The organism is Virgisporangium ochraceum, assembly GCF_016863655.1.
Classification (GTDB): Bacteria; Actinomycetota; Actinomycetes; order Mycobacteriales; family Micromonosporaceae; genus Virgisporangium; species Virgisporangium ochraceum.
In genome coordinates this window covers 19,821-33,469 of sequence record NZ_BOPH01000042.1, presented here as the reverse complement: position 1 = coordinate 33,469, position 13,649 = coordinate 19,821, and the positions used below count along the sequence as shown (strand labels likewise).

At 73.2% G+C, this 13,649-nt stretch carries 11 protein-coding genes; 7 read left to right on the top strand and 4 right to left on the bottom strand.

Annotated elements, in window-relative coordinates; genetic code table 11:
• The coding region (locus Voc01_RS17020) for a hypothetical protein (RefSeq protein WP_203928416.1) at window positions 1-1,388 on the top strand (1,388 nt) is incomplete at its 5' end.
• On the opposite strand, the gene Voc01_RS17015 is transcribed toward Voc01_RS17020, so the two are convergent.
• The gene (locus tag Voc01_RS17015) at window positions 1,375-2,082 is read right to left on the bottom strand and encodes a hemerythrin domain-containing protein (protein ID WP_203928415.1); all 708 of its coding nucleotides are present in this window, start codon (window positions 2,080-2,082) and stop codon (window positions 1,375-1,377) included. The genes Voc01_RS17020 and Voc01_RS17015 overlap by 14 nt on opposite strands.
• Window positions 2,083-2,167: 85 nt before the next feature.
• Here Voc01_RS17015 and Voc01_RS17010 point away from each other — a divergent pair, with 85 nt between their 5' ends.
• Window positions 2,168-3,076, top strand: coding sequence for a pyridoxamine 5'-phosphate oxidase family protein (locus Voc01_RS17010; RefSeq protein WP_203928414.1), 909 nt, complete (start codon window positions 2,168-2,170; stop codon window positions 3,074-3,076).
• Window positions 3,077-3,112: 36 nt separating this feature from the next.
• Here the strand turns inward: Voc01_RS17010 and Voc01_RS17005 are convergent, their stop codons facing one another.
• Together Voc01_RS17005 and Voc01_RS17000 are read right to left on the bottom strand one after the other, a co-directional pair.
• A complete protein-coding gene (locus tag Voc01_RS17005; protein ID WP_203928413.1) occupies window positions 3,113-4,129 on the bottom strand; it encodes an aldo/keto reductase in 1,017 nt (338 codons plus the stop codon).
• Window positions 4,126-5,016 (bottom strand): helix-turn-helix transcriptional regulator, encoded by an 891-nt coding sequence (locus tag Voc01_RS17000; protein WP_203928412.1) that lies wholly within the window; start codon window positions 5,014-5,016, stop codon window positions 4,126-4,128. The genes Voc01_RS17005 and Voc01_RS17000 overlap by 4 nt, the downstream gene beginning before the upstream one ends.
• 75 nt (window positions 5,017-5,091) lie before the next feature.
• Here Voc01_RS17000 and Voc01_RS16995 point away from each other — a divergent pair, with 75 nt between their 5' ends.
• From Voc01_RS16995 to Voc01_RS16980, 4 genes are all read left to right on the top strand, one after another.
• Window positions 5,092-5,886 carry a class I SAM-dependent methyltransferase gene (locus Voc01_RS16995; RefSeq protein ID WP_239160256.1) on the top strand — a complete coding sequence of 265 codons (795 nt, stop codon included), beginning with the start codon at window positions 5,092-5,094 and terminating at the stop codon, window positions 5,884-5,886.
• A 173-nt stretch (window positions 5,887-6,059) separates the two neighbouring features.
• Entirely contained in the window at window positions 6,060-6,581 is a 522-nt protein-coding gene (locus Voc01_RS16990) for a (2Fe-2S)-binding protein (protein ID WP_203928411.1), read from the top strand.
• Complete coding sequence (locus Voc01_RS16985) at window positions 6,568-7,557, top strand: FAD binding domain-containing protein (RefSeq protein ID WP_203928410.1); 990 nt, start codon at window positions 6,568-6,570, stop codon at window positions 7,555-7,557. The genes Voc01_RS16990 and Voc01_RS16985 overlap by 14 nt, the downstream gene beginning before the upstream one ends.
• On the top strand, window positions 7,554-9,830 hold the full coding sequence (locus tag Voc01_RS16980) for a xanthine dehydrogenase family protein molybdopterin-binding subunit (RefSeq protein WP_203928409.1): 2,277 nt from the start codon (window positions 7,554-7,556) through the stop codon (window positions 9,828-9,830). The genes Voc01_RS16985 and Voc01_RS16980 overlap by 4 nt, the downstream gene beginning before the upstream one ends.
• A gap of 3 nt (window positions 9,831-9,833) precedes the next feature.
• Here Voc01_RS16980 and Voc01_RS16975 read toward each other — a convergent pair whose 3' ends face one another.
• Window positions 9,834-13,028 (bottom strand): ATP-binding protein, encoded by a 3,195-nt coding sequence (locus Voc01_RS16975; RefSeq protein WP_239160255.1) that lies wholly within the window; start codon window positions 13,026-13,028, stop codon window positions 9,834-9,836.
• A gap of 325 nt (window positions 13,029-13,353) precedes the next feature.
• Here Voc01_RS16975 and Voc01_RS16970 point away from each other — a divergent pair, with 325 nt between their 5' ends.
• Window positions 13,354-13,602: an aroma-sacti cluster domain-containing protein gene (locus Voc01_RS16970; RefSeq protein WP_239160254.1), complete on the top strand. Its 249-nt coding sequence runs from the start codon at window positions 13,354-13,356 to the stop codon at window positions 13,600-13,602.
• Window positions 13,603-13,649: the final 47 nt, after the last annotated feature.

Sequence of the window (13,649 nt, the reverse complement as noted above, 5' to 3'; positions counted from 1 at the left end):
CCCGCCACTGGCTCGCCGCCGGCCCGCGGCACGCCCCCGACGCGTGGCCGGCGGCGGTCGCGGCGGCGCAGCGCGCGGCCGCCGTGTACGCCTGGGACGAGGCGTCCGACCTGCTGGCCGCCGCGCTCGCCGCGCAGGACGACGACCCGGCCGTCACCCCCGCCGACCGGTACCCGGTGCTGATGTCCCGCGCGGCGGCCTGCCGCCAGCTCGGCGACCTCGACGGCCTGGACGCCGCCCAGGTGGCCGCGGTCGCGGCGGCCCCCGACACCGCGTCCGAGGCCCGGGCCGCGATCGCCGCGGTCGACGGCGCCGTCTGGCACCCGAGGGCGCACGGCACCGTGCACCCGACCCTGCCCGGCACCCTGCGCGGGGTGCTGCGCCGCCTGCCGCCGGCCGACTCCGAGCTGCGCTGCCAGGTGATGCTGGCCCTGGCCCTGGAGCTGCACTTCGCGGACGCGCCCCGGGAACGCGAGGCGCTCATCGAGCAGGGCCTGGCCATGGCCCGCCGGCTCGGCGACCCGGCGCTGCTCGCCTGGGGCGCCACGGTCGCGTGGCTCGCCATGTGGCGGCCGGCCACCGCCGAGCAGCGTCGCGAGCTTGCCGCCGAGGCGCTGGACGCGGCCGGGCGGACCGGCGACGCGCTGCGCGAGGTGACCGCCCGCACCCTCGTCGCGTTCGCGGCGCAGGAGGTCGGCCGGATCGCCGAGATGGACGAGGCCATCGTCCGGGCCCGGGCCGACGCCGAGCGCTACCGCCTGGTGGCGCCGCTGGTCGCGCTCGGCTGGCTCGAGATCCCGTGGCTCGCCATGCGCGGCCACTTCGAGGAGGCCGGGCGGCTGTACGCCACCACGGTCGAGCTCATGTCGCGCACGTCCATGCCGCAGGCCGCGGAGTCCGCGGCCGGGACGGCCATGACGCTGCAACTGATGCGGGGCGTGGGCCACGCGGAGATGGCGGCGCAGCTGCGGGAGATGCGCCCGTACAGCCGGCTGCCGTTGGACTCCAGCATCGTGATGCTGCTGCTCCGGGCGGGACACGTCGAGGAGGCCCGGGCCTGGTACCGCGAGCACGGCATGGCGCTGGACGGCGACGACTGGTACTCGGTGCTCAACCTCTGCCAGGCGGCCGAGGCGAGCGCCGGCCTGGGCGACCGCGACCTGGCCGCCCACGTCTACCACCGCCTGTCGCCGTGCGCGGGCCGCCCGAACTCGGCCGGCGGCGCCGTCGCACAGGCCCCGGTGGACGCCTACCTCGCCCTGGCCGCCGCGGCGGCGGGGGAGGACGAGGTCGCGCGCGGGCACGCCGAGGCGGCGCTCGAACAGTGCGCCGCCTGGGGCATCCCGCTGGTGGCGGACTGGATCCGGAGCCGCGTCACCGACCGGTGACGTACCGGAACGCGGCCGCCTCGCGCCGTGCGAACCGTCGCCGGGTGAGCCGCCACATCGTCGACAGCGCCGCCCCGGCGGAGTCCAGCAGCCGCCGCCGCGCGTGCGGCGGCAGGTCGTGCATGACCCACGGCACGGCGGCCACGGTGTCCCGGAAACCGAACTGGCCCTTGGCGCTCGTGTCCTCCATGACCTGCCACTCGGCGGCGGTCAGGTGCGCCTGCACGAGCACGAGCGCGTCCCGCTCCTCGTGCGCCAGATGCCGGTGCAGGCGCTCGGCCGCGGCCACCATCCGTACCTCCAGGGAGGCCCGCACGTCCTCGTCGCCGTGCCGGGCCAGCGCGGCGAACCCGTCACCGCAGGCCGTCAGCAGCGGGTCGATCTCGCCGTGCTCGGCCTCCATGGCCTCCAGCGTGGCCCGCCCCGCCGCGTCGACCCGGTCGAGCAGCGTCGGCCAGATCGCCGTGTCCTCGATCGTGTGGTGGTGGTGCAGGAACCGGCCGAACAGCTCCCAGCGCTGCCGCAACCGCCGCCAGGTGACCGTGTCGCCGGCCGGGGTGCCGGCCACCGCCGCGGTGAAGGCGCGCAGGTCGCGCCGGAACGCGTGGTGCATGATGAACATGTTGGTGAGGTCGTTGGGTCCCTCCGCCGCGGCCTCCTGGCCGGGCAGCATCAGCTGGGTCGTCGTCGTCATGACCGCAGGGTGCCGGGGCCCGCTTGAGGACCACTGGAGGTCCGTCTCCAGCCGGGCTCAAGCGGTCACCGTCATGCTGCCGTCCATGCACACGATCTCACCGGTAGTCGACGCCTACCGCACCTGTGAACTGCTGACCGTCGGCCGCGACGGCACTCCGGTCGCCTGGCCCACCGTCAGCCTCCGCCGCCCGGACGGCACCGTGCTGATCAGCACCTCGATCGGCCTGCCGCAGAAGGCCTTCAACGTCCGCCGCGACCCGCGGGTCGCCCTGCTCTTCTCCGACCCGACCGGCAGCGGCCTCGAGGCGCCCGACCAGGTGCTCGTCCAGGGCACCGCCACCTGTCCCGACGAGATCGTCACCGAACCCGGACCGTGGAGCGACCTGTGGCTGCGCATCCGCGAACGCCAGCCGTCCTCCGGCTACCACCGGCTGCCCGGTGTCCGCGGCCTGATGGACTGGTACTACATGCGTCTCCTGATCACGGTGACCCCCGGGACGGTGACGACGCTCCCGGCGTGGCAGGGACCGGCCCTGCCGGCTCCGCCCGTCGCCGCGGGCGACCGGACTCCCTTCGCGTCGGCGGCGCGGCGCCTGCCGGGCTTCCGGTCCGCGGTCCTCTGCGCGTACGACGACACCGGCCGTCCGACGATGCGCCGCGTGCGTCCCTCGGCGGACGCCGGCTCGTTCACGGTCGACGCCGGCACCGGCGTGCGGCCGGGCCGGGCGAGCCTGCTGTTCCACAGTCACGACGACAACCTGGCCGCCCTGCGCGCGTTCGTGGTCTCCGGCGACCTCACCCCGGACGGCCACCGGTGGCGCCTGACGCCGACCCGCTACGTCTCCACCGCCGACCGGATGGGCCCGGTCGCGATGACCCGCACGATCCGCCGGTTGCGCGCCACGGCGGCCCGCTACCTGGACCGCCGTGGCCTGGACCGCCCGTCGGTGCCGTGGAACGCGTACGCCGCGCTCGAACGCACGGGCCGCTGAACCCACGGAGCCGGTCGCTGCCGGTCGGCGCTCATCTCATGCCGACGGCAGGGGTGCCTCGCGGTTGGTCATGGCGTCCTGGGCCTCCGGGTAGCGGGCTCCGACGATCTGGATCCGGTCGGCCGCGGCGCGCAGCTCGGCCAGTTGGTCGGCGGTGAGCTCCACATCGGCGGCGGCGGTGTTCTCCTCCAGCCGCCCGACGCTCTTGGTGCCGGGGATGGGCACGATCCAGGGCCGCTGGTCGAGCAGCCAGGCCAGCGCGAGCTGGGCCGGGGTGGCACCCGCGTCGGCGGCGATCGTGTTGAGGACCTCGACGAGCGCGAGGTTCGCGGTGAGCGCTTCGCCCTGGAAGCGGGGCGTGTTCCCGCGGAAGTCACCGTCGGCGAACGTGGTCGTGGTGTCGATCGTGCCGGTGAGGAAACCCTTGCCCAGCGGGCTGTACGGAACCAGGCCGATCCCGAGGTCGGCCAGCACCGGGATGGTGTCCTGTTCGCGGTCGCGCCACCACATCGAGTACTCGCTCTGCACCGCCGCGACCGGCTGCACCGCGTGGGCGCGGCGGATGGTGTCGGCGGCGGCCTCGGACAAGCCGAAGTGCAGCACCTTGCCGGCGTCGATGAGCTCGGTGACGGTGCCGGCGACGTCCTCGATCGGCACCTCGGGGTCGACCCGGTGCTGGTAGTAGAGGTCGATGTGGTCGGTGCGCAGCCGGCGCAGCGAGCCTTCGACCGCCCGGCGGATGCTCTCGGGCCGGCTGCACAGCCCGCCGGGTTCGACGCCGTTCTCGGCGAACGCGAACCCGAACTTGGTGGCGATCGTCACCTGGTCGCGCAGGGGCTCCAGGGCCTCGCCGACGATGTCCTCGTTGGTGAACGGGCCGTAGACCTCGGCGGTGTCGAAGAACGTGACGCCGAGGTCGACCGCGCGGCGGATCAGCGCGATGGCGTCCCCACGCGCCGGGCCGCCTTTCGTGCCGTAGGCGCCGGTCAGGCTCATGCAGCCGTAGCCGAGCTCGGAGACGGTCAGGCCGGTGCCGAGGGTTCGCTGCTTCATGGATTTCCTCTCGTGGTGCGGGGAGTGGTCCGCTCGGGTGGGACGGCGGTCCAGCTGGCCAGCAGGCCCAGCGCCTCCTCGGCGGGACCGGCCGGTTCGGTGGTGTAGGCGTTGAGGCGCAGGCCCGGGTCGGCCACCAGTTCCAGCGACTCGTACGCCAGCGTGAGCTCGCCGACCATCGGGTGCCGCAGGCGTTTGACACCGCTGCGGTGCAGGCGCACGTCGTGCCTCGCCCACCAGGTGCGGAACACGTCGCTACGGGTGGACAGCTCGCCGATCAGCTCGGTGAGGGCCTTGTCGTAGGGGTCGCGGCCGGCTTCGGCCCGTAGCAGCGCGACGACCTCGCCGGCCAGGGTGTCCCAGTCGACGTAGAACGCCTGGGCGGCCGGGTCGAGAAACATGAACCGGGCCATGTTCGGCACCCGGGCCGCGGTGTCGAACAACGGCGCGAAGACCGCCCTGCCGAGCGCGTTGGCGCCCAGCACGTCCAACCGGCCGTTGCGCACATACGCCGGGGCCATGCTCATCGCGTCCAACAGCCTCTGCACCCCCGGACGCAGCTGAGCGGCCGGACGGCGCCGGCCACGCGCGGAGGTCGCGTTGGTGTTCGCGGCCCGGGCGAGGTCGAAGAGGTGGACCCGCTCGGCCTCGTCGAGGTGCAGCGCCCGGACCAGGGCCTCCAGGACACTGTCGGAGACGCCGGTGAGGTTGCCGCGTTCGAGCCGGGTGTAGTAGTCCACGCTGACGCCGGCCAGCAGCGCGACCTCCTCCCGCCGCAGCCCGGCCACCCGGCGGTGACCGCCGTAGTCGGGCAGCCCCGCCCGCTCCGGCGTGATCCGGGCACGACGGGTGGTGAGGAAGTCGCGGACCTCGGCGGGATTGTTCACGCCCCCGACGCTACGACCCGCGGAACCGGTCTGGGAGGCTCTGTCATTACCTGGAACCCGCTCTACTCTCGCCGGGTGACAGACGGCGACGACTACCTCAGGCTTCGAACCACCTTCGGCGAAGACGCGGAGCGGTACGACCGGGCCCGGCCCCGGTATCCGGCGCAGATGTTCGACGACCTGGCCGCGGCCGGGGTACGTCCCGGGGCGAGGGTGCTGGAGATCGGCTGCGGCACGGGGCAGGCGACCACCGACCTGGCCGAGCGCGGCCACCGGATCGTGGCCGTCGAGTTGGGCGCCGACATGGCGGCGGTCGCCCGGCGCAACCTGGCGCGGTTCGGGTCCGTTGAAGTCGTGACGGCGGCGTTCGAGGACTGGCCGTTGCCCGACGAACCGTTCGACGTCGTGTTCTCCGCCACGGCGTTCCACTGGATCGATCCGGCCGTGCGTGTGTCGAAGTCCGCCGACGCACTGCGGCCCGGTGGCCTCCTCGCCACGGTGAGGACCGAGCACATCGCGGGTGGCAACCCGGAGTTCTGGGTCGCGGCACAAACCTGCTACGAGCGGTTCGACCCGTCCACTCCACCGGGGCTCCGCCAGCAACCCGCGTCCGCCATACCCGAGGACGACCGGGAGCTGGTCCCGTCAGGCCGGTTCGGGCCGGCGCGGTTCCACCGCTACGAGTGGGACGCGTCCTACACGACCGCGGAGTACCTCGACCTGCTGCTCACGTACTCCGGACACCGGGCACTGCCCGCCGCACAGCGGAGCGGGTTGCTGGACTGCATCGCCGGACTCATCGAGGGGAACGGCGGACGGATCGTCAAGCGGTACCTGACCGAACTGAGGCTGGCTCGGCGCGTGCGGTGAACGAGCCGGCGCGGCGTGCCGACGCCGGTCCCCAACCGGGTCTCCCGGATACGACAAGCCTGGCGATCACTCACACAGCGTGATCAAGAGTTTTTCCAGAGCCGGGTCGTAGCGTGCCCGCAGAAGGCGGAGATCAGCGCCCATCGGCGGGCTCCCATCGAGACGGGTTGGGTATGAGTATCGACTCCAGTTCACATTCCGCGGCGGTCGGCGCGTCGACGGTCCGCACGGCGGTTCGGGTCAACGGTCGCGCGCACGTGGTCGACGGTGATCCGCGGCTGACGCTGCTCGACGCCCTTCGGGACGTCATCGGGCTGACCGGGACGAAGAAGGGGTGCGACCAGGGTGCCTGCGGCGCGTGCACGGTGCTGGTGGACGGGCGCCGGGTCCTTTCGTGCCTGACGCTGGCCGCGCAGTGCGACGGCAGGCAGGTCACCACCGTCGAGGGGCTGGCCGGCGACGATCTGCACCCGGTGCAGTCGGCGTTCGTCCGGCACGACGCGTTCCAGTGCGGGTTCTGCACGTCCGGTCAGATCATGTCCGCGGTGGCGTTGCTGGAGGAGGGCCGGGCCGGCTCGGACGCCGAGATCCGGGAGTTCATGAGCGGCAACCTCTGCCGATGCGGGGCGTATCCGAACATCGTCGCGGCGATCCGCGAGGTCGCGGGCGGTCGGGGCGGCAATGCGCCAGTTTGACTACGTCCGTGCCACGGCGATCGACGAGGCCATCGAACTCGTCGCCGGTGACCCGGGCGCGGCATACCTCGCCGGTGGCACCACACTGCTGGACCTCATGAAGGACGGCGTCCTGTCCCCGCGGCGGATCGTCGACGTCACCCGGCTGCCCCTGCGGGGCATCGACCACGCGGGCGGCACCGTCACCGTGGGCGCGTTGACCACGATGGAGGAGCTGGCCGCCGAGCCGACCCTCGCCGACCGGGTGCCGGTGCTGCGTCAGGCGCTCCTGGCCGGTGCGTCGACGCAGTTGCGCAACATGGCGACCATCGGTGGCAACCTGCTGCAACGCGCCCGGTGCCGTTACTTCCGCGACCCGACGGTGGGCGCGTGCAACAAACGCATACCCGGCTCGGGCTGCGCCGCCGTCGACCGGTCAGCCCGGATGCACGCGGTCCTCGGCGCCGACAGGACCTGCATCGCCGTGCACGCCTCGGATCTGGCCGTCGCACTCGTCGCTCTCGATGCCGTCGTCCGGATCCACGGGCCGGCGGGCACGCGTCGGGTGCCCCTGAACCGGTTCTACCGCCTCCCGGGTGGCTCGCCGCAGCGGGAGAACGTTCTGGAGCACGGCGAGCTCATCACCGCGGTCGACATCCCGTTGCCTGCGCGCCCCACCGCCTCCGGGTACCTGAAGATCCGCGACCGCGCGTCCTACGAGTTCGCGCTGGTGTCAGTGGCGGCGGAGCTGGACCTCCGCGACGGCATCATCCACGACGCCCGGCTGGCGTTGGGCGGCGTCGGCACCGTCCCGTGGCGCGCCACCGGGGCCGAGCGCATTCTCCGCGGCGGGCGCCCCGGCCGCGAACTGTTCCGGGACGCCGCGACGGCCTCACTGCAGAACACCTTCACCGTGCCGGGTACCGCGTTCAAGGTCGAACTGGCCCGGCGCGCGATCGAACGCGCGCTCGACGACGTGTCGGGAGGAACATCATGACGGCCGGGTCACGCGTCATCGGGCTGGGCCTCGACCGGGTGGACGGACCGGCGAAGGTGACCGGCGCGGCCGTGTACACAATGGACGTCACCGCCGCCGGCCTCCTGCATGCGTCCCTCGTCCGCAGTACGTTCGCCGTCGGCTCCATCACGTCGCTGGACACGGCGGAGGCGGCGGCCGCGCCGGGCGTCGTCGCGGTCTTCACCCACGAGAACGCGCCGCGCATGAAGCGCCCGGCCTGGAACCTGCTGACCCCGCCGCCGCCGGTTCCGCTGCGCGACAGTTCCGTTCACCACTACGGGCAGTACATCGCCATGGTCGTCGCCGAGACGCACGAGCAGGCGACAGCCGCGGCGGACCTGGTCCGGGTCGGGTACCGGGCAGCCGGTCCCGCCGCCCTGAGCCTGGAGACCCCGGGGGCCAAGGGCCGGGGGAACCCGTACTTCCTCGACGCCAAGCGCGGCGACGTCGAGTCCGCGTTGGCGGCCGCCGACGTCACCGTCGACGCCACGTTCGTCACCAGCGCGAACGCCCACAACCCGCTCGGACTCTTCAGTACGGTTGCCCATTGGGACGGTGGACGTCTCACCGTCCACGACTCGACGCAGAACCCGTTCCTGATCCGGGACAGCCTGGCCAAGGTCTTCTCGATGTCCAAGGACCGGGTCCAGGTGCTGACGCCGTACGTCGGCGGTGCCTTCGGCGCCGGCCTTCGCCTGTGGCAGCACGTGATCCTCACCGCGATGGCGGCCCGCGAGGTGGGACGACCGGTCAAGACGGTGCTGACCCGTCCGCAGATGTTCACGGGGGTCGGGCACCGCCCGGAGACGATCCAACGGATGCGCGTGGGCGCGCGCCGCGATGGCACCATCACCGCGATCGACCACGAGGCGACCTCGCCGGCCGCCAAGGTCGCCAACGTGCTGTATCCCGTCACCCTCTCCACCCCCGCCACCTACCGGTGCGACAACGTCCGTGGCCGCGACCGTCAGGTGCGGCTGGACATCCCGTCCCCGGCGCACATGCGCGGACCGGGCGAGGCGGAGGGCAACTTCGCGCTGGAGACCGCCCTCGACGAGGTCGCCTACGCCCTCGGCATCGACCCGGTCGACCTTCGGTTACGCAACTACGCCGACGTCCATCCGCAGACCGGGCTCGCGTGGTCGAGCAAGGCACTCGACGAGTGCTACCGGCAGGGGGCGGAGCGCTTCGGGTGGGCCGCGCGGACCCCACAGCCGCGGTCGATGCGCGACGGCCGGTGGCTCGTCGGCTACGGAATGGCCGGCGTGACCTACGGCCACTACCAGGCGAAGTGTCAGGCGTCGGTGACCGTGCGACGGGACGGGACCGCGCTCGTCCGCAGCGGCGCCACCGACATCGGCCAGGGCACGTACACCGTCATCACCCAGGTGGCGGCGGAGGGCCTGGGACTGGATCCGGCCGATGTCACGTTCGAGCTCGGTGACACCGACCTGCCCCGCGCCCCGCAGGCCGGCGGATCCGGCCTGGCGACCGCGCTCAGCAACGCCGTGCACGACGCCACCCTCAACGCCGTCGAGCGCCTGCTCTCCCTGGCGGGCGCGGACCGCTCATCGCCCCTGTACGGCTGCTCGGCGGGCGACGTCGTCGTGGGCGGGGGCCACCTCCGCCATCGGGAGGACGTCTCGCGGAGCGAGTCGTTCGCCGCGATCCTCGCCCGCGCCGGTCGCCCCGACCTCACCGCCGCGGGCAGCAGCGCGCCGTCGCGGGCGGAGAACGGCGTGCTGCTCGGATCCGCGGCGGTGTCCCGCTTCGGGCGGGCCGGCCGCAGGCTCGTGGAGGCCACGCGTGCCGTCGCACCCGCCGGCGCGTTCGCCGCCCACTTCGTCGAGGTCCGGGTGGACCCTCTACTCGGCCGGCTCCGGGTGGCGCGGGTGGTGTCCGCGGTCGACGCCGGGCAGGTTCTCAACGAGAAGCTGGCGCGGAGCCAGATCATCGGCGGTGTCGTCGGTGGCATCGGGCAGGCGTTGTTCGAGGAGATCACGGTCGACGAGGGATCCGGCCGGGTCTCCAACGCGACGTTCGCCGACTACCTGGTACCGGTGAATGCCGACGTTCCCGACCTGGACGTCATCTTCGTCGGAGGGCCGGACGCGACGAACGCCGTGGGGGTCAAGGGCATCGGTGAGATCGGGCTCGTCGGGGTGGCCGCCGCCGTCGGCAACGCGGTCCACCACGCGACCGGCAGACGCCTGCGGTCGCTGCCGATCACCATCGAGGAGCTGATGGACTGACCGTCAGGGTTGGCCGAGCTCCTCCAGGAAGGCCTCGGCCCGGCGGGCGAACAGGTGGGCACCACGTTCCTGGGACAGCCGTCGGGCCTTGTCGGCCGCCGACCGCACGACGGAGACGGGTTCCCCGCGGGCCCGGTCCAACCGCGCGCGCAGCAGGAGCAGCAGCCCTTCCGCGTAGCGCTGCCCGTAGGCCTCGACGAGGGAGTCGGCCCGGTCCAGGGCGGCGGCGGCATCGTCGAGCCGCCCGCTCGCCATCCAGATGTCACCGAGCACTCCGAACCAGGTGGCCACACACGAGCGCGGCGGGTCGAGGAGGTTCGCCGCGATGATCTCCTCGGCCTCCGCTCCGGCGCGGGCCGGGTCACCACCGGTCAGGCCGACCGCCCAGCACCGGGCCAGCCTCTGATAGGTACCGAGAAACACGAACGAGAACTCCGGGTCCATCGCGATCCCGATGTCGGCCGCCCTCGACGCGGCCGCCGGATCGCCGACGAACGTCGCGATCCGGGCCGCGAAGGTGGCCCACATCGCAACCGCGTACGCGTCGTCGCCGGCCGCGGCCCGGAGCGCGTCGAGCAGCGCCTGGGCCTCCTCGACCTCACCGTGCAACGCCACGGTCTCCGCGAGCATGCCGGTCATCAGCAGCTGCAGGTCGTGCCGGACCGGATCGTCCTCACGCGGGGCGAGGTCGAGGACCAGCTCCCTGGTCCCGGTCAGGTACCGGTACGCCTCCCCGATGTTGCCGATGCACCACTGGTGGATCCCCCACGCCTGCCGACCGGACGCGACCACGAACGGGTCACCGGAGCCGGCACTCTGCTCCAGCAGCAGCCGGGCCAGCGGTCCGCTGCGGTGCAGTTCCAGAGCCTGGGCGTGGGCGGCCCACCGGGTGTAGAGGAAACCCCAGGCCTCCGCGTCCCGGCTGAAGCCCCGCGCCAGCTCCTCAGCGCGCTCCATCAGGTCGAGAGACGTGAAACCGTACATCGACCGCATCCCGATGACGGCGGTGAGCTGGGTCAGGGCGGTCAGCTCGAGGTCGGTTCGCCCCGCCGCCCGGGCCACCTGTGCCGACAGCCGTAGCTGCCGCTCGGCTGCCTCGAGCGCCGACCGGCCGGCCGCCCGCCGCCCGGCCCTGAGGAGCGCGGTGGCCGTCCGTGCCGGATCGGCGAGCCGACCCGCCGCCCACAGGTGGTAGGCGATGCTCTCGGCGGCGGTGTCGTGATTCTGGGCGGTCGCCTCGAGCGCGTTTGCGATGCGCAGGTGCAGCGGACCGGCCACGGATGCCGGTGTCGTCTCGACCACCGCCTCGCGCACCAGGTCGTGTGCGAACCGCAGCGACGACGGGTGCGCCGGCGACGCCTCCAGGATGCCGGCGCCCTCCACCGGCTGCAGGCGCCCGAGGCAGCCGGAGACATCGAGGCGGGACGAGGAGGCCAGGAGGTCGAGGCCGACGTCGCGGCCGATGAGCGCTGCCGTACGGAGCAGGTCGCGGGTCTCGTCGTCGAGGCCGGCGAGGCGGTCCATCACGATGTCCCGGACGGTGACCGGCACCGCGGCCCGGGCCACGGCCTGCTCGGTCAGCACTGTGCCCTCCGCGAGCAGACGCGCCAGCTCCCGGACGAAGAGAGGGTTGCCGCCGGTTCGCCGGTGGATCAGGCGGGCCGTGGCGGCGTCGGGCTTCTGCCCGGCCTTCCCGGCGACGAGCTCGGTCACCTCGGCGGGTCCGAGCGGGCCGAGGTGAATCCGGAGCTGGCCGTGCACTCTGCTGGCCGAGGCCAGCATCCGGGACAGGTCGGGTCCGGGGGCGGGTGCGCGGTCGCGCAGGGCTCCGATGACCGCCGTGCGTCGGGGCAGACGGTGCGCCAGATGGCTGAACAGGTGCAGTGACGCGACGTCGGCCCACTGCAGGTCGTCGACGACCAGCACGAGCGGCTGCCGGGTGGAGGTCTCGCCGACCAGGGCGACCACCCTTTCGAACAGGCGGAACTGGAGGCTGTTACCCGGTAGCAGCGGCGCGGGCGCCGTCCCGTCGTCGCGCTGTTCGACGAGGCGGCCCAGTTCACCGGTCAGCCACCGCCGGCGCCCGTCGGCCCGCAGGGTGCCGAGGATCTCGCCGACCGCCTGCTCCCATGGCCACATCGGCGGAGTTCCGTCACCGTCCATGCAGGAGGCCCAGACGACGAACGCGCCCCGCTGCTCCGCCCACAGTGCCGTCTCCTGCAGCAGCCGGGTCTTGCCGACGCCGGGTTCGCCCTCGACCAGGCCGAGCGCACCGCCCCCGTCGAGCGCGGACCCCACGGTCTGCCGCAGCAGCCCGAGCTCGGCGGTCCGGCCGACGAGATCGTCGGCCGGTCGCGCAACGGCTGACCGGCCGTCGGCATCGTGCTGGCCGTCGCCGGCAGTGGCGGGCCGCTCGAGCGCCCGCCGATGGGCGGCCAGCAAGGTGGGCCCGGCATCGACACCGAGCTCGTCGGCGAGGTGGACGCGTACCTTGCCGAAGACGTCGAGGGCCTCGGCCTGCCGGCCGGCCGCGCTGAGAGTGGTGACCAGGGCGGCCTGGACGGGTTCGTTGAGAGGTGCCAGGGCGGCGGCCAGGCGCAGAGCGGGCAGGGCGCGGTCCGGTCCGACGCGTGCGGACGCGAGGCCGGCGGTCGCGGTACACGCGGCGAAGAACTCCTCGTCGAGCGCCGAGAAGATCGGCGCCACCCCCGCGTTCGCGGCCGGGCCGTCGCCGGCCCGGCCGTGCCACAGGCCGATCGCCTCGACGTACCGGTCGAAGGCCGTCTCGTCGTCGTCGCGGGCCCGCGCGTGCCGTGCGGCGCCGACGAGCGCCCGGAACCTCAGCAGGTCCAGTTCGTCGTCGCCCGCGGTGAACAGGTAGGAGTTGCCCCGGCGGTCGATGAACGACCCGGGCTCGCGTGGCGGAAGGCCGGGTTCGAGCAGACGGCGAAGCGCACCGATGTACTTGTGGATCACGTTGAGCGCGCTGGTCGGCGCGTCGCCGTCCCAGATGAGGTCGGTCAGCTCGGCGGTACTGACCGGCCGGCCCACCCGGGCCAGGAGCAGGGCGAGCAGGAGGGCCTGCTGGCGGGGACCGGTGTCGACCTCCGCGCCGTCGCGCCAGACCCGCAGCGGGCCAAGGATCTCCAGCCGTAACGACCGGCCGCGCCGCGACATCGGACGGGTCGGATCCGGCACCTGTCCGCCTCCATCACGACGTCACCCTTTGTACGGTCGTCAAGGATACGTCCGCCGCGACCCGCACGTCGTGGCGCAGCGCGCACGAACAGTCACTGTCTCGGGTGGCCGGTCGTGGAGGCCGCTCCACCCTCGCCCGGCGAACCGATCTGCCTGCGCCCCGCCCCCAGGGAGTACGTGGCCCGTTGTGCGACGACGCCAGGGCCCGCGGCGTGCGTCACGGTCCGCCTCAGCGCGCCGCCGCTGTCAGCGGGGCCATGCCGTCGCTATACCGCCGCACAACCGCCGGTCGCTAGCGTCAGCCGGAGCCGACCGACCCCCGGTCGTGACGCGGAACGACGAGGAGGGGACGATGAGCGGCGGCCATGAGCACGACCGTGACACGTTGCCGGAATCAACCGACACCCTTGCCCTGCTGCGGGAGGCCGGGCACCCCGTCGATCTGCTCAGCAAGGGACAACAGCAGGTGTTCGCCTCGCTCACCCGTGGCGAGGTGGAGTTGTTGAACTCCATCAAGCGCCGGCTGGACGCGGTGCCCGACGAGGTCGAGGCACACGATGTCAAAGTGCTGTGAGCCACCGGGGACCCACCTGCCGGTGGCATCCGACAACGTCGTAGCCA